21 protein-coding genes are annotated in these 17630 nt (G+C 69.7%); 14 read left to right on the forward strand and 7 right to left on the reverse strand.

What is annotated here, in order from left to right; genetic code table 11:
• Positions 1-40: 40 nt before the first annotated feature.
• Positions 41-646 carry a DUF1003 domain-containing protein gene (locus SALPAC4_RS0113250; protein ID WP_019870736.1) on the reverse strand — a complete coding sequence of 202 codons (606 nt, stop codon included), beginning with the start codon at positions 644-646 and terminating at the stop codon, positions 41-43.
• Entirely contained in the window at positions 639-1925 is a 1287-nt protein-coding gene (locus tag SALPAC4_RS0113255; RefSeq protein WP_019870737.1) for a magnesium transporter MgtE N-terminal domain-containing protein, read from the reverse strand. Before SALPAC4_RS0113255 ends, SALPAC4_RS0113250 begins: the two co-directional genes overlap by 8 nt.
• A gap of 33 nt (positions 1926-1958) precedes the next feature.
• Between SALPAC4_RS0113255 and SALPAC4_RS0113260 the strand changes: the two genes are divergently transcribed.
• The 3 genes from SALPAC4_RS0113260 to SALPAC4_RS0113270 all read left to right on the forward strand — a co-directional run bounded on the left by SALPAC4_RS0113260 (position 1959) and on the right by SALPAC4_RS0113270 (position 4433).
• Entirely contained in the window at positions 1959-2828 is an 870-nt protein-coding gene (locus SALPAC4_RS0113260; RefSeq protein ID WP_019870738.1) for a PhzF family phenazine biosynthesis protein, read from the forward strand.
• Positions 2829-2929: 101 nt separating this feature from the next.
• The gene (locus SALPAC4_RS0113265) at positions 2930-3439 is read left to right on the forward strand and encodes a hypothetical protein (RefSeq protein ID WP_027644485.1); all 510 of its coding nucleotides are present in this window, start codon (positions 2930-2932) and stop codon (positions 3437-3439) included.
• Between the two features lie 82 nt (positions 3440-3521).
• Positions 3522-4433 (forward strand): DMT family transporter, encoded by a 912-nt coding sequence (locus tag SALPAC4_RS0113270; RefSeq protein ID WP_019870740.1) that lies wholly within the window; start codon positions 3522-3524, stop codon positions 4431-4433.
• 11 nt (positions 4434-4444) lie between these two features.
• On the opposite strand, the gene SALPAC4_RS0113275 is transcribed toward SALPAC4_RS0113270, so the two are convergent.
• The gene (locus SALPAC4_RS0113275; protein ID WP_027644486.1) at positions 4445-5275 is read right to left on the reverse strand and encodes an SDR family NAD(P)-dependent oxidoreductase; all 831 of its coding nucleotides are present in this window, start codon (positions 5273-5275) and stop codon (positions 4445-4447) included.
• Between the two features lie 153 nt (positions 5276-5428).
• Between SALPAC4_RS0113275 and SALPAC4_RS0113280 the strand changes: the two genes are divergently transcribed.
• Both SALPAC4_RS0113280 and SALPAC4_RS0113285 read left to right on the forward strand, forming a co-directional pair.
• Positions 5429-6382: an HpcH/HpaI aldolase/citrate lyase family protein gene (locus tag SALPAC4_RS0113280; protein ID WP_018740831.1), complete on the forward strand. Its 954-nt coding sequence runs from the start codon at positions 5429-5431 to the stop codon at positions 6380-6382.
• Between the two features lie 160 nt (positions 6383-6542).
• On the forward strand, positions 6543-7442 hold the full coding sequence (locus SALPAC4_RS0113285; RefSeq protein WP_019870743.1) for an SDR family NAD(P)-dependent oxidoreductase: 900 nt from the start codon (positions 6543-6545) through the stop codon (positions 7440-7442).
• 86 nt (positions 7443-7528) lie between these two features.
• Here the strand turns inward: SALPAC4_RS0113285 and SALPAC4_RS0113290 are convergent, their stop codons facing one another.
• Positions 7529-8029, reverse strand: coding sequence for a DUF4190 domain-containing protein (locus SALPAC4_RS0113290; RefSeq protein ID WP_019870744.1), 501 nt, complete (start codon positions 8027-8029; stop codon positions 7529-7531).
• A 164-nt stretch (positions 8030-8193) separates the two neighbouring features.
• Here SALPAC4_RS0113290 and SALPAC4_RS0113295 point away from each other — a divergent pair, with 164 nt between their 5' ends.
• Positions 8194-9390: an acyl-CoA dehydrogenase family protein gene (locus SALPAC4_RS0113295; RefSeq protein WP_019870745.1), complete on the forward strand. Its 1197-nt coding sequence runs from the start codon at positions 8194-8196 to the stop codon at positions 9388-9390.
• Positions 9391-9398: 8 nt separating this feature from the next.
• Here the strand turns inward: SALPAC4_RS0113295 and SALPAC4_RS0113300 are convergent, their stop codons facing one another.
• The 3 genes from SALPAC4_RS0113300 to trxA form a co-directional block, all read right to left on the reverse strand.
• Positions 9399-9806, reverse strand: coding sequence for a CoA-binding protein (locus SALPAC4_RS0113300; protein ID WP_019870746.1), 408 nt, complete (start codon positions 9804-9806; stop codon positions 9399-9401).
• 114 nt (positions 9807-9920) lie between these two features.
• Complete coding sequence (locus tag SALPAC4_RS0113305) at positions 9921-10958, reverse strand: Rv2578c family radical SAM protein (protein ID WP_019870747.1); 1038 nt, start codon at positions 10956-10958, stop codon at positions 9921-9923.
• A 59-nt stretch (positions 10959-11017) separates the two neighbouring features.
• Positions 11018-11380: a thioredoxin gene (trxA, locus tag SALPAC4_RS0113310; protein ID WP_018721305.1), complete on the reverse strand. Its 363-nt coding sequence runs from the start codon at positions 11378-11380 to the stop codon at positions 11018-11020.
• A 553-nt stretch (positions 11381-11933) separates the two neighbouring features.
• Here trxA and SALPAC4_RS0113315 point away from each other — a divergent pair.
• The 8 genes from SALPAC4_RS0113315 (at position 11934) to SALPAC4_RS0113350 (ending at position 17617) form a co-directional block, all read left to right on the forward strand.
• Entirely contained in the window at positions 11934-12452 is a 519-nt protein-coding gene (locus SALPAC4_RS0113315) for a MaoC family dehydratase (protein ID WP_019870748.1), read from the forward strand.
• 116 nt (positions 12453-12568) lie between these two features.
• The gene (locus SALPAC4_RS0113320) at positions 12569-13084 is read left to right on the forward strand and encodes a hypothetical protein (RefSeq protein ID WP_019870749.1); all 516 of its coding nucleotides are present in this window, start codon (positions 12569-12571) and stop codon (positions 13082-13084) included.
• Positions 13085-13119: 35 nt separating this feature from the next.
• Positions 13120-13743, forward strand: a complete 624-nt coding sequence (locus tag SALPAC4_RS0113325) for a TrmH family RNA methyltransferase (protein ID WP_019870750.1) — start codon at positions 13120-13122, stop codon at positions 13741-13743.
• Positions 13744-14116: 373 nt separating this feature from the next.
• Positions 14117-14275 (forward strand): hypothetical protein, encoded by a 159-nt coding sequence (locus SALPAC4_RS27960; protein ID WP_018218449.1) that lies wholly within the window; start codon positions 14117-14119, stop codon positions 14273-14275.
• A gap of 6 nt (positions 14276-14281) precedes the next feature.
• Positions 14282-15157 (forward strand): PH domain-containing protein, encoded by an 876-nt coding sequence (locus SALPAC4_RS0113335; protein WP_018729446.1) that lies wholly within the window; start codon positions 14282-14284, stop codon positions 15155-15157.
• A gap of 12 nt (positions 15158-15169) precedes the next feature.
• On the forward strand, positions 15170-16024 hold the full coding sequence (locus SALPAC4_RS0113340; protein WP_019870751.1) for a PHP domain-containing protein: 855 nt from the start codon (positions 15170-15172) through the stop codon (positions 16022-16024).
• 38 nt (positions 16025-16062) lie between these two features.
• Positions 16063-16677, forward strand: coding sequence for a MarC family protein (locus SALPAC4_RS0113345; protein ID WP_018729448.1), 615 nt, complete (start codon positions 16063-16065; stop codon positions 16675-16677).
• 31 nt (positions 16678-16708) lie between these two features.
• Positions 16709-17617 carry a RecB family exonuclease gene (locus SALPAC4_RS0113350; RefSeq protein ID WP_027644488.1) on the forward strand — a complete coding sequence of 303 codons (909 nt, stop codon included), beginning with the start codon at positions 16709-16711 and terminating at the stop codon, positions 17615-17617.
• Positions 17618-17630: the final 13 nt, after the last annotated feature.

Here is a 17630-nt window from a genome sequence, read left to right on the forward strand (position 1 = left end):
GGCGACGATGCGGCGCCGCCCTGGGTGGCAGCGACGGCGATCACCTGTTCCCGGGACCGGTGTGCCCATCGCCGGCCGGGTCGGTCTCCACCTCATCCCGGGGTTCGTCGAGCCCGTCCCCGTTGACCGGCGATCCCGGGGCCCGGCGTTGCCGGCGTAGCCGGCGTTGGGCGGCGTCGTCCAGCTCCTCGGCGAGCCGGGCCAGCTCGGAGCGGAGGAAGTCGCGGGTGGCGACCTCGCCCATCGCGTTCCGGAGCGCCGCGATCTCCCGGGCCAGGTACTCGGTGTCGGCCTTCTGGGCGGTCGCCCGACGCCGATCCTCCTCCAGCGCCAGCCGGTCCCGGTCCGCCTGGCGGTTCTGGGCGAGCAGGATCAGCGGCGCCGCGTAGCTCGCCTGCAACGACAACATCAGGGTCAGGAACGTGAAGGTGTACGGGTCGAACCGAAGATCCGCGGGGGCGAGCGTGTTCCAGATGAACCAGGTGGCGATCACCACGGTCATGTAGACGATGAAGTGGGCGGTGCCCATCTTCCGGGCGATCGCCTCCGACCATCGGCCGAAGGCCTCCGGGTCGAACCGGGGCAGCTGGACGCGTCGGACCTCGCGTGGCTGGTCCAACCGCTCCGGCCGCCGCCGCTCAACCATCCGGGCCGTCCGACGATTCGGCGGTGCCGACCGGGGCGGGCGGCCGCGCGTCCCGGTCCCGCCAGTCCCGAGGTAGCAGATGGTCCAGTACGTCGTCCACGGTGACCGCGCCCACCAGGCGGCTGCTGCGGTCGATCACCGGCATGGCGACCAGGTCGTAGGTGGCCATCCGGCGGGTGATCTCAGGTAGCGGAGTGACCGGCCGCAGCGGGTCGATGTCGTTGACCACCACCCCGCCCAGCAGGTCGGCCGGCGGTTCCCGCAGCAGCCGTTGGAAGTGCACGATTCCGAGGTAGCGGCCGGTCGGCGCGGTCAGCGGTGCCCGGGTGACGAAGACCTGGGCGGCCACCGCGGGGGAGAGCTGGGGTTCGCGGATTCGGGCCAGTGCCTCGGCGACTGTCGCGTCCGGGGGCAGAATCACCGGTTCGGAGGTCATCACCGACCCGGCCGTGCCCGGCGTGTACTTGAGGAGCTGGCGTACGGGATCGGCCTCGTCTGGCTCCATCAGGTCGAGCAGGACATCCTGCTCCGGTGGCGGGAGCGCGCCGAGCAGGTCGGCGGCGTCGTCCGGGTCCATCTGCTCCAGCACGTCCGCGGCCCGCTCTCGGTCCAGTGCGGCCAGAACCTCCACCTGGTCGTGCTCCGGCAACTCGCTGAGTACGTTGGCCAGCCGTTCGTCGTCGAAGGCGGCCGCGATCTCGTTGCGCCGTTCGTCGGGCAGGTCCTGCAGGGCGTTCGCCAGGTCCGCGGGGCGCATCTCATCCAGGACCGCCAGCAGGTTGGCGGTACCCCGGTTGTCGGCGAACCCGCTCAACCCGCGGACCCGGTCCCACTCGATCTGGCGCAGGTTGCCGCGGCGGGTGAGTCGGCCGGTGTGCTCACGGACGGCGACCCGGGTCAACGTCCACTCGTCGCGGGCCGCCTCCATGGCGACATCCACCACGACCCCGGCCACCCCGTCCGGGTGGATCTGCACCCGCCGGTCGAGCAGTTCCTGGAGGACGAGCAGCTCGTTCGGGCGCTTCTCGAACCGGCGCAGGTTGAGGGTGCCGGTGCCGAGGACCACGGCGTCCGAATCGATCGAGGTGATCCGGTTGATCGAGAGAAAGATCCGCCGCCGCATCGGCATCTCGGCGACCAGGCCGACCACCTCCGGCGGGTGCTTCGTGGCCCGTAGCCGAGCTACCGCGTCGCGGACCCGGCCCACCTGGTCGCCGTTGGGGTCGTAGACGGCGACGCCGGCGAGCCGGGCGATGAAGACCCGGGTCGGCGTACTCACGCAGACCAGCCTAGGCGCCTACTGTCTATCAGCATGTCGACCCTGGATTACGAGATCGTGGACGTCTTCACCGATCGCCCCTTCGCCGGCAATCCCCTGGCGGTGGTGTTCGGCGCCCAGGGGTTGGCCACGGAGCAGATGCAGGCACTGGCGCTGGAGTTCAACCTCTCCGAGACGGTGTTCGTGCTCCCACCAACCCGGGCCGACGCTACCTATCGGGCGCGGATCTTCACCCCGGCTGCCGAGTTGCCGTTCGCCGGTCATCCGAGTGTTGGCGCGGCGGTCACCGCGAGCCGGCGTGGTCTCTTCGCCACCGGCTCGGTTCGGCAGGAGTGCGGCGCCGGTGTGCTGCCGATCGAGGTGGAGGCGACCGGCGCGACGCTGACCGGAGGCACGCCGACGCTCGGCCCCGAGCTGGATCCGGGACCGCTGCTGGAGCTGGTTGGCCTCACCGCGGACGACCAGGCCGGGCCGGCGCCCCGGGTGGCCGGCTGCGGGCTGGAGTTTCCATACCTGCCGGTGCATCGGGACGCGGTCCCCCGCGCCCAGCTGAATCCGGGGGCCGCGCAGCGGTACGGCGTGGAGCACATCGCGGTCTTCTCCTGGGACGCCGAGTCGCGGACCGCGCACACCCGGGTCTTCGTCCCCGGGCTGGGAGGGCCGGAGGATCCGGCGACCGGGTCGGCCGCCCTGGGACTGGGGGTGTGGTTGGTGGCCAGTGGGTTGCTACCTGGTACTGGTCGGACCGGATACGCCGTCCGCCAGGGCAGCGAGATCAACCGACCATCCGCGCTGACCTGTACGGTTACCGCGACGGATGGGGCCGCCCTCGGCGCCACCGTCGCCGGCCAGGTGGTACCGGTGGCCCGGGGTGAGATTGTGATCCCGCCGTTCGTCGGCTGAGCGGCGCGGGCGGTGACGTCGCTGCTGTGGCGGCGAACCGGAGCTGTCTCAACCCCCGACCGTGGGGTGCGGACCGGCGGGGGGTGCGGGAGGATGCGGGGGTGAGTGACGCGGTAGGACGCAGCAACCTGCTGGTTGACGAGGCGCTGAAGAAGGCGGCCATCGCCTGGGTCGGCGTCGCCGACGCCCCGGCGTCCGCGCTCTGGTGTATGCCCCTGGCGGGCGCGCTCCTCGTGGTCAGCGGGCCGGGGGAGCAGTCCGCTCCCGGGCTCGCCGATGCGAGGCGGGCGGAGGTCACGCTGCGGGGCGATCACGGCGGCCGGATCGTCACCTGGCCGGCGGAAGTTACCCGGTTGCTGCCCGGTACCGAAGACTGGGAGACCAGCGCGCCGCTGGTCGCAGCGAAGCGGTTGAACGCACCAGGGTCGGCTGCCGACCTGGTGGCCCGCTGGGCGACGGTCGGGTGCGCGCTCAACCGCCTCGTTCCCGCCGGTGACCCGCTGGCCGGCTCGGCACTCCCCGCCGCTTCGCTGGCCCAGCCACCCCGCCCGGCAGCGGTGGTTCGGGCCGCCCGCAAGCCGTTCCGGCTGCACCGCGTCCGACGGCGCTGACCTCAGCCCACGCCCCGGCGCGGTGGGGTGCGGGTCGGCATCGCTTCGGCCCGGCCTCGGATTCGTGTGACTATTGCTCCCCGTGCCCGCTCTGCCGTCCCGGCTGCCACCGGAGCCCCTGACCGTCGGTGCGCTCGCCCTCGCCGTATTCGCCGTGTCGTCCTCCGCACCGCTGGTTGCCTTCGCCGCCGCACCGGCCCTGGCGGTAGCCTTCTGGCGCAACCTGCTCTCCACCGCGGTGCTCGGTCCGGCCACCCTGCTCCGGCGGCGCGCGGAGTTGCGGGCGTTGGCCGCACCGGAAGGACGCCGCGCCGGCTGGTACTGCCTCTTCTCCGGGGTCGCGCTCGCCGCGCACTTCGCCGCCTGGATGCCCAGTGTCAAGCTCACCACGGTGGCGGCGGCAGCCGCGCTGGTCGCCACCCAACCCGTCTGGCAGGGGCTGATCGCGCAGGCCCAGGGTCGGCGACTGCCGAGGGCGGTGTGGGCCGGGGTCGGGGTGGCGGTTCTCGGCGCGGGAATGGCCGCCGGAGCCGACTTCGCGGCTTCCGGTTCGGCGTTCCTCGGTGATCTGCTCGCGATTCTCGGTGGAATGTTCGCCGCGGTCTACACGGCCCTCGGGGAGCAGGCCCGTCGTACGGTCAGCACGACCACGTACACCACTGTCTGCTATGGCGTCTGCGCTCTGGTCCTGGGCCTGGTCTGCTGGCTTGGTGGGGTGCGGCTGTCCGGCTTCGACACCCGTACCTGGCTCGCGGTGCTGGCCCTGGTGGCCGGCGCCCAGCTGCTAGGTCATTCGATGTTCACCTACGCGCTGCGTCGGGTCTCGGCCACCACGGTCAGTATGTTGATCTTGTTGGAGGCGCCGGGCGCGGCGCTGATCGGCTGGGCGTGGTTGGGTCAGTTGCCGCAGCCGTCAGCGTTGCCGGGTCTGGCGTTGCTGCTGGTCGGGGTCGCAGTGGTGATCCACAGCAGCGCGCGGAGTCATCGCGCCTGACCTTCCCCGGATCACTGACTCCCGTCGATGCCGACCGCCTTCGCGCTGGCTGCCCAGAGCTGAGTAGCCGATTCCGGATCAGTTGCCTTCCGGGCTGGTTGGCGGAGCCGTAGATCCTGGTAGTACCCGCCGCTGTGGAGCCGTTCCGGAGCCTGGTTGGCGAGCCAGACCAGGGTCTCGGCGCCCTTTTCCGCACGGCGGGCCGGCATCAGGCGCATGGCGATGCTGATCAGCCGGCTGTCACCGCCGAACCGGGTCCGCACCACGCCCGGGTGGAAGCAGTACGTCGGCAGCTCCGGCCAGCGTCGGGCTGCCTCCGTGGTGAACAGGATATTCGCCTGTTTGCTGGTGCCGTAGGCGCTCATCGCGCGGTACCGGCGCAGCGACTGGTTGAGATCATTCGGGTTGAGCGACCCGCTGCGGTGCGCGGTGGACGCGGTCACGACGACCCGGTCGAGCCGGTCCCGCAGGAGGTTGGTCAACAGGAACGGTGCGAGGTGGTTGGCCTGGATCGACAGCTCGTAACCGTCAACAGTGGTGGTTGGCTGGATCGCGATCAGCCCCGCGTTGTTGGCCAGCACATCGATCCGGTCGTAGGCGGTGCGTAGCCGTTCGGCCAGGGCGCGGACATCATCCAGGACGGCGTAGTCCGCGCGGAACGTCTCCGGGAGTTCGCCGGCGGCCTCCCGGACCTGTTCGGCGGCGGCCTGTAGGCGAGCCGGGTCGCGCCCGACGAGGACCACCTGGTCACCGCGGCAGGCGAGATCCGTGGCGGCGGCGAGGCCGATGCCGGAGCTGGCTCCGGTCACCACCACCAGTCGGCGTCCAGTGAGATCTTCCACAGGTCTGTTCACCCCAGTCACGGCACAAGGTTACCGTGGCGTACCCCGTACTTGGAGACCGGTAAAGCCGCTCTTTTGGATAGCTAAATCCCCATACGTTTGCATGTTTGAGGTGGCGTCGGCCCGTCCGCCGGACGCTGGAAGGAGCGCACAATGACCACAGTCGGTCGCCCCCGCCGGTCCTGTCTCGCGGTGCCAGGTTCCAGTGTCAAGATGTTGGGTAAGGCGCAGGGACTCCCCGCCGACCAGGTCTTCCTCGATCTGGAGGACGCGGTCGCCCCGCTCGCGAAGCCGGACGCGCGGAAGAATATCGTCGCCGCCCTCAACGAGGGCGACTGGACCGGCAAGACTCGGGTCGTCCGGGTGAACGACCTGACCACCCCATGGACCTACCGGGACGTGATCGACGTCGTTGAGGGCGCTGGCGCCAACCTGGACTGCATCATGCTGCCGAAGGTGCAGGACGCCGGCCAGGTGCAGTGGCTGGATCTCACCCTCACCCAGGTGGAGAAGACCCTTGGCCTGGAGGTCGGGCGGATCGGCATCGAGGCGCAGATCGAGAACGCGGCCGGTCTGGTGAACGTGGACGCGATCGCCGCGGCGGCGCCCCGGGTGGAGACCATCATCTTCGGTCCCGCCGACTTCATGGCATCGATCAACATGAAGTCACTGGCGGTCGGTGCGCTGATTCCGGACTACCCGGGCGATCCGTACCACTACATTTTGATGCGCATCCTGATGGCCGCCCGGATGCATGACAAGCAGGCGATTGACGGCCCGTTCCTGCAGATCCGGGATGTGGACGCGTTCCGCGAGGTGGCCAAGCGGTCCGCCGCGCTCGGTTTCGACGGGAAGTGGGTGCTGCACCCGGGCCAGCTGGAGGCCGCCAACGAGGTCTACTCGCCGGCCCAGGACGACTACGACCACGCCGAGTTGATCCTCGACGCCTACCAGCACTACACCTCCGAGGCGGGCGGGAAGCTCGGTGCGGTGATGCTCGGCGACGAGATGATTGACGAGGCGTCGCGCAAGATGGCGTTGGTGATCGCGGCGAAGGGCCGGGCGGCCGGGATGACTCGCACCTCCTCCTTCACTCCACCCGCGTAGTAGCAGGCCCGCTGGGGGCGGCCGCGGCTCTCGCCGGTTTCCCGGATCTGCTTCTCCCGCCAGGTAGTGGTGAGTGTCAAGGTGGTCAGCCGAATGACATTCGGGGAAGCCGCCACCGCGCCGCGTTGCTCGGGCCGGGGCAAACGGGCAGGATTCTGACATGGCGATTGATGCGAGTGCCGGGAGCCGACCGAAACGAGACGCGAGTCGTCGCGGCGCGGCCCGCCGTAGCCGGGCGACGGGCGGCAGCCTGGCCGCGCCCGGCGGGCAGGACGAGCCGGTACCCCTGCCGGAGCCGGTTACCATGCGGCTGGACGGGCGGGTGGCGTTGGTGACCGGAGCCGGCAGCCCGGACGGAATCGGGTACGCGACCGCGCGTCGCCTCGCCGACCTGGGCGCGCGGGTCGCCATCGTCTCCACCACTCGCCGTATCCACGAGCGCGCCGCCGAGCTCGGGGTCATCGGATTCGTGGCTGACCTGACCGACGAGTCGGAGGTCGGTGCGTTGGCGGATGCGGTCGCCGAGCAACTCGGTGATGTGGAGGTGTTGGTCAATAACGCCGGCCTGGCGAGTCGGGCGAGTCCGGAGGTACTGCGGCCGGTCGTCCAGCTCAGCTACGAGGAGTGGCACGGTGAGATCGATCGGAACCTCACCACTGCCTTCCTGTGTAGCCGCGCGTTCATCGGCGGGATGGCCGAGCGGGGTTGGGGCCGGATCGTGAACTTGGCGGCGACCGCCGGCCCGGTCAACGCCTTGCCGACCGAGGCCGCCTACGCGGCGGCCAAGGCTGGGGTCGTCGGGCTGACCCGGGCGCTGGCGATGGAGATGATCGCGGACGGGGTGACCGTCAACGCGGTAGCCCCGGGGACCATCCACACCGCCGCGTCAACGATGGCCGAGCTCAAACAAGGACTGGGTACGCCGGTCGGTCGGCCGGGTACGCCGGACGAGGTAGCGGCGTCCATCGCATTCCTCTGCTCGCCGGCTGCCTCCTACATCACCGGCCAGATGCTGGTGGTAGACGGCGGCAACAGTGTGCGCGAGGCGCAGTTCCGCTGACCTGTGGCGCTCGGTCAGGACGTGGGCCGGCCGACCCGTCGGTGGTCGCGGGTGGCCCCACGCCCCCACGGCTCCGGCGGTTCGACTCAGTACGTGCTGTCGTTGCCGCTGATGGTGGCCAGGACCGCCCATCCGCAGCAGGCCAACAGGATGAACGCGGTGAAGATGTAGCTGAGGATCAGGCCCACGGTGGCGAGTTGACCACCGGACTCGCCGCTGGTGCGCAGCTGCCGGCGGGCCAGGTGGCCGAGGACGATGCCAGCAGGTGCGAATACGAAGGCGAAGACCAGGGAGAGGACGGCCAGGACGTTCGTCGCAGGGCTTTTGGGTGCGCCATAGAGATGGTGCTGCTGCCCCCACTGTTGTTGCTGTTGTTCCCACTGGGGCTGCTGTTGCCCCCACTGTTGTTGCTGTTCCCACTGCTGCTGCCCCCACTGGGGCTGGCCGCCCTGCGCCTCACCGTGCTCCGGCGGCTGGTTCGGGTCGGCTCGGTGCGAGGGGGGCGGCTCCGGGCCAGCGGTGGGCTCTTCCCAGGGGGACGCGGGCCGGTCGGGATCCGGTGGATCGGGCGACGGTGGCTGGCTCACGGTTCTCTCCTCCTGCCGAGGTCCCTATGGCCGGACGCTACCCCGGCCGGTGAAACTTTTCACAGCGGTTGGGGGGACTGGTCACCTTGGCGGCAACGCCCGCGCCGCCGATACTGGCCGGGCATTTGGTTACCCCCGAGTAACGCATCGACCCGGAGGCGGATATGGCTCGACTCGCCCAGACACCCGGCCTGACCGACGTGCAACAGTCGATTCTGGAAACCGTCCGGGAGTTCGCGAACAAGGAGATCATCCCGCACGCGCAGCGGTTGGAGCACGCCGACGAGTACCCGGCCGACATCCTGGACGGGATGCGCGAGATGGGGCTGTTCGGCCTGACCATCGGCGAGGAGTACGGCGGTCTGGGGGAGTCTCTGCTGACCTACGCGTTGGTGGTCGAGGAGCTGTCCCGTGGCTGGATGTCGATCTCGGGCATCGTTAACACCCACTTCATCGTGGCGTACCTGATCTCTCAGCACGGCTCGGTCGACCAGCGAGCTCGGTTGCTGCCGAAGATGGCGACCGGCGAGGTGCGCGGGGCCTTCTCCATGTCCGAGCCGGAGTGCGGCTCCGACGTCTCGGCGATCACCTCGCGGGCGGTCCGGGACGGCGCGAACTACGTCCTCAACGGCCAGAAGATGTGGCTGACCAACGGGGCGTACGCGTCGGTGGTCGCCACCCTGGTCAAGACCGACACCGGTGCCGACTCGGTGTACGGGAACATGAGCACCTTCCTGTTGGAGAAGGAGCCGGGCTTCGGCGAGACCGCTCCGGGCCTCACCATCCCAGGAAAGATCGACAAGATGGGCTACAAGGGGGTGGAGACCACCGAGATGGTTCTCGACGGCGTGGCCGTCCCCGAGTCCGCGGTGCTTGGCGGCGCGGAGCAGGTCGGTCGCGGTTTCTACCAGATGATGGATGGAATCGAGGTGGGCCGGGTGAACGTGGCGGCCCGGGCCTGTGGCATCTCGATCCGTGCCTTCGAGTTGGCCGCCGCGTACGCGCAGCAGCGCCGTACCTTCGGCCAGCCGCTCGCCAAACACCAGGCCATCGCGTTCAAGCTGGCCGAGATGGGGACGAAGATCGAGGCCGCGCACGCGTTGATGGTCAACGCCGCCCGGCTCAAGGACGCCGGTCAGCGCAACGACGTCGAGGCCGGCATGGCCAAGCTACTCGCCTCTGAGTACTGCGCCGAGGTGGTCCAGGAGGCGTTCCGCATCCACGGTGGCTATGGCTACTCCAAGGAGTACGAGATCGAGCGCCTGATGCGGGAGGCCCCGTTCCTGCTCATCGGTGAGGGCACCTCGGAGATTCAGAAGACCATCATCTCCCGTGGTCTGCTTCGGGAGTACCGGCTCTGACGTCCTGGTCAGCCTCGGCGGCTCAGGCCGGCGGCGGCGCGTACGACGGCGAGGCAGCGGTCCTCGACGTAGTCGACGCCGGCGTCGGCGGCGATCCGCCGGGCCGTTGGCGAGACGATGCCGAGTTGCAGCCAGACCGCCGGTGCGCCGATCGTGACCGCCGAGCGGACGACCTCCACCGCGTCGTCGGCTGGGCGGAACACGTCGACCAGGTCGACCGGGTGCGGAAGGTCGGCGAGGGACGGGTAGGCGCGCTCACCGAATAGCTCGTCCACGGCCGGGTTGACCGGGATGATCCGCCAGCCGTGCTGTTGCAGCTGTAGCGGCACGGTGTGCGCGGGCTTTCGCGGATCACGGGACGCGCCGACAACGGCGATGACGGCGGCGTCGGCGAGGATCTGCTGGGGGGTGCGCATCCATCGACTCTAACGCCGCTGGTCGGGGCGGGTTGTCGGGGCGCAGGTGCCGGTGCGGTACCGCTGGCAGTGCCCGACCGGTGAGGCGGGGGGCTGAGGGTCCGGTGGGGGCGGTTAGAGCAGGCTGAGCTGCTCAGCGTGCGGCCGGTCGGGTGGCCGTGGCTCCTCCCGGGGAGCGCCGGGAGGTAGGCCGTGCCGGCGTGCCGCGATCCGGACCCGGGCGGTCAGCTCCCGTTGGTACGACCGCGGCGAGTAGGCCCCGGCGCCGTATAGCTCACGGTAGCGGGGAACCAGGTGCGGAAAGGCGCGTCCGAGCCAACGGGCATACCAGTCCCGGGCCCCGGCACGCAGGTGCAGCGCGATCGGGGTCACGCCGGTCGCCCCGGCGGCGGCGATCGCCGCCACGGTCGCGTCGATGGACTCGTCGTCGTCGCTGAGGCCGGGCAGGATCGGTGCCATCAGCACCTCGACGGCGAAGCCGGCCTCGGTGAGCTGGCGGATCACGTGTAGCCGGCGACCCGGGCTCGGTGTGCCCGGTTCGACCGCTCGCCAGAGCCGCTCGTCCACGAAGCCCAGCGAGCAGGCCAGGCTGACCCGGGTCACCTGGGCGGCCTGGCGGAGTAGGGGAAGGTCGCGCAGGATGAGGGTGCCCTTGGTGAGGATCGAGAAGGGGTTGGCGAAATCCCGCAGCGCGCTGATGATCTCCGGTAGGAGTTGGTAGCGCCCCTCGGCTCGCTGGTAGCAGTCCACGTTGGTGCCCATCGCGATCTGCCCGCCCCGCCAGCTGGGTGCTGCCAGTTCGCGGCGGAGCAACTCGCCAGCATTGGTTTTGACGATCACTCTTCGGTCGAAGTCGGCGCCGGCGTCGAGGCCAAGGTAGGTGTGTGTGTTGCGGGCGAAGCAGTAGACGCACGCGTGGCTGCAGCCCCGATATGGGTTGATGGTCCACTCGAAGGGGACCCGGGAGGTGCTCGGGACCCGGTTGATGATCGACTTCGCCTGGATCTCATAGAAGGTCATTCCGGCGAAGTCGGGCGTGGGAAAGCTGCGGGCGGTGGCGCCGGTGAGCGCCAGCGGCAGGGGTGGCGTCGCTGGCGCTGGCTCGTCAAGGTCGATCGTGCTCGGATCGGCGGCGAGGTTGTCCCAGCGCATGCCCCGTATTCGAACACAGGTTCGAATACGGGGCAAGTGAGTGCGCAGGTCCGGGCGGGTCAGTGGGGGTGCTCGGCGAGCTTCTTGCGGACGTCGTCCATGTCCAGCGCCTCGACCTGCTCGATCAGGTTCTCGAGGGCTGACTCCGGTAGCGCGCCGGGCTGGGCGAAGACGATGACCCCGTCGCGGATCGCCATGATTGTTGGGATGGAGCGGATGTCGAACTTTGCACCCAGCTCCTGCTGGGCCTCGGTGTCGACCTTGCCGAAGACGATGTCTGGGTGCTTCTCCGAGGAGCGCTCGTACACCGGGGCGAACCGCTTGCAGGGGCCGCACCAATCGGCCCAGAAGTCGACCAGCACGATTCCGTCGCCGCCGGTCAACTCGTCGAAGTTCGCCGTGGTCAGCTCAACGGTTGCCATCTCAGTCTCCGATCGCGTGGAACAGCTACCTCTGGTCGAACCAGGGCGCACCGCGGGGAATTCCCGGGCCCCGGTGGCCGAAACGCCACCGCCGCTGGTTCGGTTGCGGCCGGCGTTGAACTCATCGATATCCATCGGTTACGGGTGGGTACTGCAATACGCAAGTGCATGTCGCATTTGCGTTACCAGGGGTAGTGGGAGCGCTTCCATTGGTCCTGGACGACACTTTGCCTACGAGTCGGTAACTTGAAGCTTGACATGGCGCTATTGGATTTACCGTGATCACTTCCAGGGTGGGTGCAGATTACGCTGAGTAATGTAACAAAAAGGCAACTGTGATCCCCGTCTCTGTTGGACTGTGTCGTAGTGCGGCAGAATCTGTCGCATCAGAGCGTGGGCGGCGGGTGCCGGGGAGGGCCCCGCCGCTCATTGCGTCCGGCCTCTGGTGCCGCTGGTGTGACTTTTCCCGACCACCGTCGTCCCCTGGTTCGCCTTTACCATCGGTAAGGCATGCTGTGCCGAACTCATCACCGCCCGTCGAAGGGGGACCAGGATGCAGTTCGGCCGCTACTACGAGGATTTCGAGGTTGATGCGGTCTACCGGCACTGGCCGGGCAAGACGGTCACGGAGTACGACGACCATCTCTTCTGTCTGCTCACGATGAACCACCACCCGCTCCACCTGGACGCGCACTACGCCGAGACCGCAAGTCAGTTCAAGCGCAACGTCGTGGTCGGCAACTACGTCTACTCGCTGCTGCTCGGCATGTCGGTGCCCGACGTCAGCGGCAAGGCGATCGCGAACCTGGAGATCGAATCCCTGCGCCATGTCGCCCCGACCTTCCACGGCGACACGATCTATGGCGAGACCACGGTCCTGGACAAGCGGGAATCCTCCTCGAAGCCGGACCGCGGTGTGGTCGCCGTCGAGACCCGTGGTTACAACCAGGACGGCACTCTGGTGTGTGTGTTCCGGCGCAAGGTCATGGTGCCGAAGAAGGCGTACGCCGAGGCCGCCGCCGCCGCCGACGGGGTGGATCTGGAGCGGCCGAGTTTCCCCACGCCCCGCTGACGGCGCTGCCGCGCCGGAGGTTCGGAAAGGCTTCCGGCGTGGCCCCACCCTTCGCGCTGTTGCTGTTTTATCCGGCACTCCCCGTTTTGTTGGTCTTTTCTCGGTAATTGGGGCTTATGCTGGCGCCGGAGGTTCCCATGAGCCACTCCCTCGCCGGCGAGCCGCCCGTCGCTGGCCGCCACGCCGTACCGCTGACCGATCCTCCCTACTCCGCCGCGGAGTGGGACCTGCTCGCCAACCTGCCCAGCTGGACCGTTGCCGTTGCCGTCACCCAGGCGTCGGGGCAGCAGGGGGTCGCCGCGGGGCTGGCTGGCCTCGAGGCCATCGCCGCCGGCCGGTCCTTCGACAGTGACCTGGTTCGCGCGGTGGTGGCCACGATCTATGCCCGCCATGACGGTTCGGCGAGCGCGTCGCCCGGCCCACTGGCCGACACCGCCAGGCTGCTCGCCGTCGCCCGTACGGCGGCCCGGCTGCTCGAGCGGGCAGATCCGGCTGACTCGGCCGCCTATCGACAGTGGGTGCAGTCGGTCGCCGCCCGAGTCTGCCGAGCCGGGTCGAACCGGGGTGGGGCGGTTGCCCGCAGCGACCGTCGGCTTCTCGACCGGCTCGGGGATGCCCTGGGGCTGGGCTGAGTGGCGCGCCCGGCTGGCCGTACCCTCTAGGACCCGTGACCGGTGAGCAGTTTGAGGTCGGGGTGGGTCCGTGGCAGGGCACCCCGCCGGACGACCCGCGCTACGACCCTGACCTGCTGGCGCACGGTGACCGACGCAACGTGGTCGACCGGTACCGCTACTGGCGGCAGGAGGCCGTCGTCGCCGACCTGGACCAGCGGCGGCACGACTTTCACGTGGCGATCGAGAACTGGCAGCACGATCTGAACATCGGCACCGTGGTCCGCAACGCCAACGCGTTCCTCGCCGCCGAGGTCCATATCGTGGGCCGTCGCCGGTGGAATCGACGCGGCGCGATGGTGACCGACCGCTACCAACATGTGCGGCACCACGAAACGATCGAGGGCTTCGTCACCTGGGCGGCCGGTGCCGGGCTCGCGGTGGTGGGCATCGACAATCTGCCGGGTTGTCAACCGCTGGAGACGGCCTCGCTGCCCCGCCGGTGCGTGCTGCTCTTCGGGCAGGAGGGCCCGGGTCTGTCCGAACCCGCTCGGGCCGCCTGCGACCAGCTCTTCTCGATTGCCCAATACGGGTCGACCCGTTCGATCAACGCCGGCGTGGCCAGCGGCATCGCCATGCACGCCTGGATCCGGTCCTACGGCGGGCCAGCTCCGGCCTGAGGTGCGGCCATCCCTCCACTCCCACACGGGCCAGCTCCGGCCGGAGCCGGTGCCGCGCCTCCACTGTGTGGTGTGAGATCACCGACGGATCGACGCGCATCGGCCGGTGAAGCTCGGGGATTGTGGCCGCATGCGATAGCCTGGCCGGCGAGTGCGGGGTCGTTGCTCGGTGGGTTGTGCAGCGCGACCTCTCGAAGTGGACGCGCCCCGGGCTCAGGCACGGCGTACCAACTCCGGACCAGTCGGAGGGCTTGACAAGTCCCCCGGAATGTCGGAGAACGGACACAGTGAAATAACTGTACGGCATCACGCTGATACTCTGAGTGTCGCTGCGGTAATCGGACCCGGCGCCCGCGCGAGAGGATGGCCCGTCATGGTCAAGAAGGTCCTCACCTGGGCCGGTATCGCATTCCTGATCTTTTTCGTGGCCTACCGGCCGAACTCCGCGGCGGACGTCTTCAAGTCACTCGGCGGCGGCCTCGTGGACATCGCCCAGGGATTTGGCGAGTTCGTTACCAACATCGTCGCCTAGCCGACGATGGGCAGCCCCTCCGGTCCCCCCTTCGACCCCGACGACCCCGACCGGGAGCGCCGGGAGCGAGACACGGAGTCGATCCCCCGCATCGACCCAGAGGACCCATCTGGCTACGGATCCGGTCCACCCCCGTACCCGGGCCCCGGCCCGTTCGATGAGGCGAGGCTGGGCGAGGGTCCTGGGTTCCCCGACGACAGCCGGTCGGGGCGGACCTGGATCCCCGACCCCGAGGGTGAATACCAGCCGCCGCAGATCTCTGAGGACGAAATCGCCGGCCTGCGGGCGGACGCGGCCGGCATGGCGCCGCGCCGGGTCCTGCCGCTGGAGGACGAGCCCAGCTCCCTCGTCGCCCGTTATCTCTTCCCCACCGAGCGGTACCGGGGTGAGTGGAAGCGACACTGGATTCACCTCGCCACCCCGCTGCTCATCGGCGTGGTCGCCACCTTCGTGCTGGGATACCTCTCCGGCTTCCTCGCCGGGCGGGATGTCGGGGGGCTGACCACCGCCGCGGTGCTGGCGTGGTTCGCCGTGATGGGTTGGGTGGCGTGGCGGGTTGCCGACTGGTGGTACGACCGGTTCATTCTGACCAACAAGCGGGTGATGGTGGTCAACGGCATCATCACCCGCCGAGTGGCGATGATGCCGTTGGTCCGCGTCACCGACATGAAGTACGAGCAGACGCCGGCCGGGCGGGCGCTCAACTACGGCACGTTCGTCCTCGAGTCCGCCGGTCAGGAGCAGGCACTGCGTGAGATCAAGAACCTGCCCAACCCGAACGAGCTCTATCTGCGTGTCGTTGAGGAGATGTACGAGCCGCAGGCGGTCGAGGCGCGGCTGGGCAAGGAAGCCGACGAGGCGAAGGCCGACGACGGCGCCTGAGGCGGCAGCGGAGTGAGCACTCGGATCGACCTGCACACCCACTCCACCGCCAGCGACGGCACCCTTACCCCCGGCGAGTTGGTTCACGCGGCGGCAGCCGCCGGCCTCGACGTCGTCGCGATCACCGACCACGACACCACGGCCGGCTGGGAGCCGGCGGTCCGGGCGCTCCCAGCCGGGCTGCGGCTGGTCCGTGGTGCGGAGCTGTCCTGCCGGTGGGACGGGGAGGATCCCGCCGTGCCGCTGCACCTGCTCGCGTACCTCTTCGACCCGGACGACCCGGACCTCACCGCGGCACTGAGCCGGGTCCGGCATGCCCGCGTCGAACGGGGTGAGCGGATCGTCCGGCTACTCCAGGCCGACGGACTGGAGGTGAGTTGGCCGGAGATCCTGGCCGCCGCGCGGGGCGGGACGGTCGGCCGGCCGCACATCGCCCAAGCCCTCATCCGGGCCGGGTTGGTAGCGACGACGAGTGAGGCGTTCGGTCCGGACTGGCTGGGTGAGCGGTATCGCCTGCCCAAGGAGGACATTGAGGTCTTCGAGGCGGTCCGGTTGGTCCGGGCAGCCGGGGGAGTCCCGGTGTTCGCCCACCCCCGGGCCACCCGGCGTGGTCGAGTGGTTCCCGACGAACTCATCGCAGACCTCGCCGCCGTCGGGCTGGTCGGGTTGGAGGCGGACCACGAGGACCACACCCCCGCCGAGCGGGCGCACGTACGGGGGCTCGCCGCCGACCTGGAGCTGCTGGTGACCGGCGCCTCGGATTTTCACGGCACGCACAAGACGGTCCGGCTGGGCGCCTTCACCACCGACGTGCAGACCTACGAGCGGATCGTCGCGACCGGCGTGACCAGCGTCGCTTCCGGGTGAGGCGGTGTACGGTCCAGTCCGGCCGTTAGGTTGATCCGGTGGATATCAAGCTCTTCGGCGAGGTCTTCGTAACCCTGCTCGTGATCGTCGACCCGCCGGGCATGATGCCCATCTTTCTGGCGCTGACCGGACCGCTGTCGGCCCGGGACCGGCACCGGGCGGCCTGGCAGGCGGTGGCGCTGGCGCTCGGGGTGATCGCGATCTTCGCGGTGGCGGGCTCGACGCTGCTCGCCTACCTGCACGTGGACCTACCCGCACTGCAGGCCGCCGGTGGCCTGCTGCTCGTACTGGTCGCCCTGGAACTGTTGACCGGCAAAGCGGACGACCCCAGCCAGCAGGTCACCTCGAACATCGCGCTGGTGCCGCTGGGCACCCCGCTGCTCGCCGGCCCCGGTGCGATCGTGGCCACGATGCTCTTCATGCAACAGGCCGACGGCGCGGCCGACATCACCGCGATCGCCGTCGCGATCGTCGCCGTGCTACTCGCCGTCTGGGTGGTGCTCCGCTTCTCCGGCGGGATTGTCAAAATCCTGCGTCCGGGTGGGATCGAGGTGCTGACCCGGATCGCCGGGCTGCTGCTGGCGGCGATCGCGGTCCAGCTGATCGCCGACGCGGTGGCCGCCTTCGTCACCCAGTACACGACCGCGGGCTGACTCCGTCGGGGGCGGATGGCAGGATCGCGGTGTGCGACGATCCCGCCGAGCTTCCACCTCCCCGCCGCGACCCCGCGCCGCCGAGCCCGAACAGCTCGGGTTCGAGGGCATGCCGGAGCGGCTCTTCGTCTGCACCCCCAGCAAACTCGGCGCGTACGCGGACTGCCCACGGCGCTACCGCTACGCCTACCTGGACCGTCCCGCCCCGCCAAAGGGGCCGCCCTGGGCGCACAACTCGCTCGGCGCCAGCCTCCACACGGCGCTGAAGAACTGGTATGCGCTCCCCGTTGACCGGCGGCGGTCGGCGGCGCTGGCGACACTGCTCAACGGCACCTGGGTTCGCGACGGCTACCGGGATCACGAGCAGGAGCGGGCCGCGTTCCGAAAAGCGTTGGGCTGGCTGGAGGCGTACGTGGCGACGCTTGACCCGGAGACCGAACCGCTGGGGGTGGAGCGGGTGGTCGCGGTGAAAACCGGGGTGCTGGCGTTCAACGGCCGCGCCGACCGGATCGACTCCCGGGTCGGGCCGGCGGGGGCGGAGCTCGCCATCGTGGACTACAAGACGGGCCGGGCCGGGCTGGACACCGACGACGCCCGCGGCTCACAGGCGTTGGCGCTCTACGCGTACGCGGCGGAGCGGGTCTTCCGTAAACCGTGTCGTCGGGTGGAGCTACACCACCTGCCGACCGGGACCGTCGCGGCGCACGAGCACAGCCCGGAGTCGCTCGCGCGGCAGGTATCCCGGGCTGAGGAGACCGCTGGGGACATCATCGCCGGTGAGCGGTCGGTCGCCGCCGGCGGCGACCCGGACCAGGCCTTCCCCACCGCCCCAGGGCCGCGCTGCGGCTGGTGTGACTACCGGCGGCACTGTCCGGCCGGCGCGCAGGCGCCGGGGAAGGACCCGTGGGCCGCCGTGGAGCGGGTGACCGACGGCGGGTGACCGGCGGCCCGGG

It is taken from the genome of Salinispora oceanensis (assembly GCF_000383575.1).
Classification (GTDB): domain Bacteria; phylum Actinomycetota; class Actinomycetes; order Mycobacteriales; family Micromonosporaceae; genus Micromonospora; species Micromonospora oceanensis.

Coding starts and splice junctions, on each gene's coding strand:
- SALPAC4_RS0113250 (WP_019870736.1), bottom strand. CDS start 646: ATGGTTGAGCGGCGGCGGCCGGAGCGGTTGGACCAGCCACGCGAGGTC.
- SALPAC4_RS0113260 (WP_019870738.1), top strand. CDS start 1,959: ATGTCGACCCTGGATTACGAGATCGTGGACGTCTTCACCGATCGCCCC.
- SALPAC4_RS0113280 (WP_018740831.1), top strand. CDS start 5,429: ATGACCACAGTCGGTCGCCCCCGCCGGTCCTGTCTCGCGGTGCCAGGT.
- SALPAC4_RS0113285 (WP_019870743.1), top strand. CDS start 6,543: ATGGCGATTGATGCGAGTGCCGGGAGCCGACCGAAACGAGACGCGAGT.
- SALPAC4_RS0113295 (WP_019870745.1), top strand. CDS start 8,194: ATGGCTCGACTCGCCCAGACACCCGGCCTGACCGACGTGCAACAGTCG.
- SALPAC4_RS0113300 (WP_019870746.1), bottom strand. CDS start 9,806: ATGCGCACCCCCCAGCAGATCCTCGCCGACGCCGCCGTCATCGCCGTT.
- SALPAC4_RS0113305 (WP_019870747.1), bottom strand. CDS start 10,958: ATGCGCTGGGACAACCTCGCCGCCGATCCGAGCACGATCGACCTTGAC.
- trxA (WP_018721305.1), bottom strand. CDS start 11,380: ATGGCAACCGTTGAGCTGACCACGGCGAACTTCGACGAGTTGACCGGC.
- SALPAC4_RS0113315 (WP_019870748.1), top strand. CDS start 11,934: ATGCAGTTCGGCCGCTACTACGAGGATTTCGAGGTTGATGCGGTCTAC.
- SALPAC4_RS0113320 (WP_019870749.1), top strand. CDS start 12,569: ATGCTGGCGCCGGAGGTTCCCATGAGCCACTCCCTCGCCGGCGAGCCG.
- SALPAC4_RS27960 (WP_018218449.1), top strand. CDS start 14,117: ATGGTCAAGAAGGTCCTCACCTGGGCCGGTATCGCATTCCTGATCTTT.
- SALPAC4_RS0113335 (WP_018729446.1), top strand. CDS start 14,282: ATGGGCAGCCCCTCCGGTCCCCCCTTCGACCCCGACGACCCCGACCGG.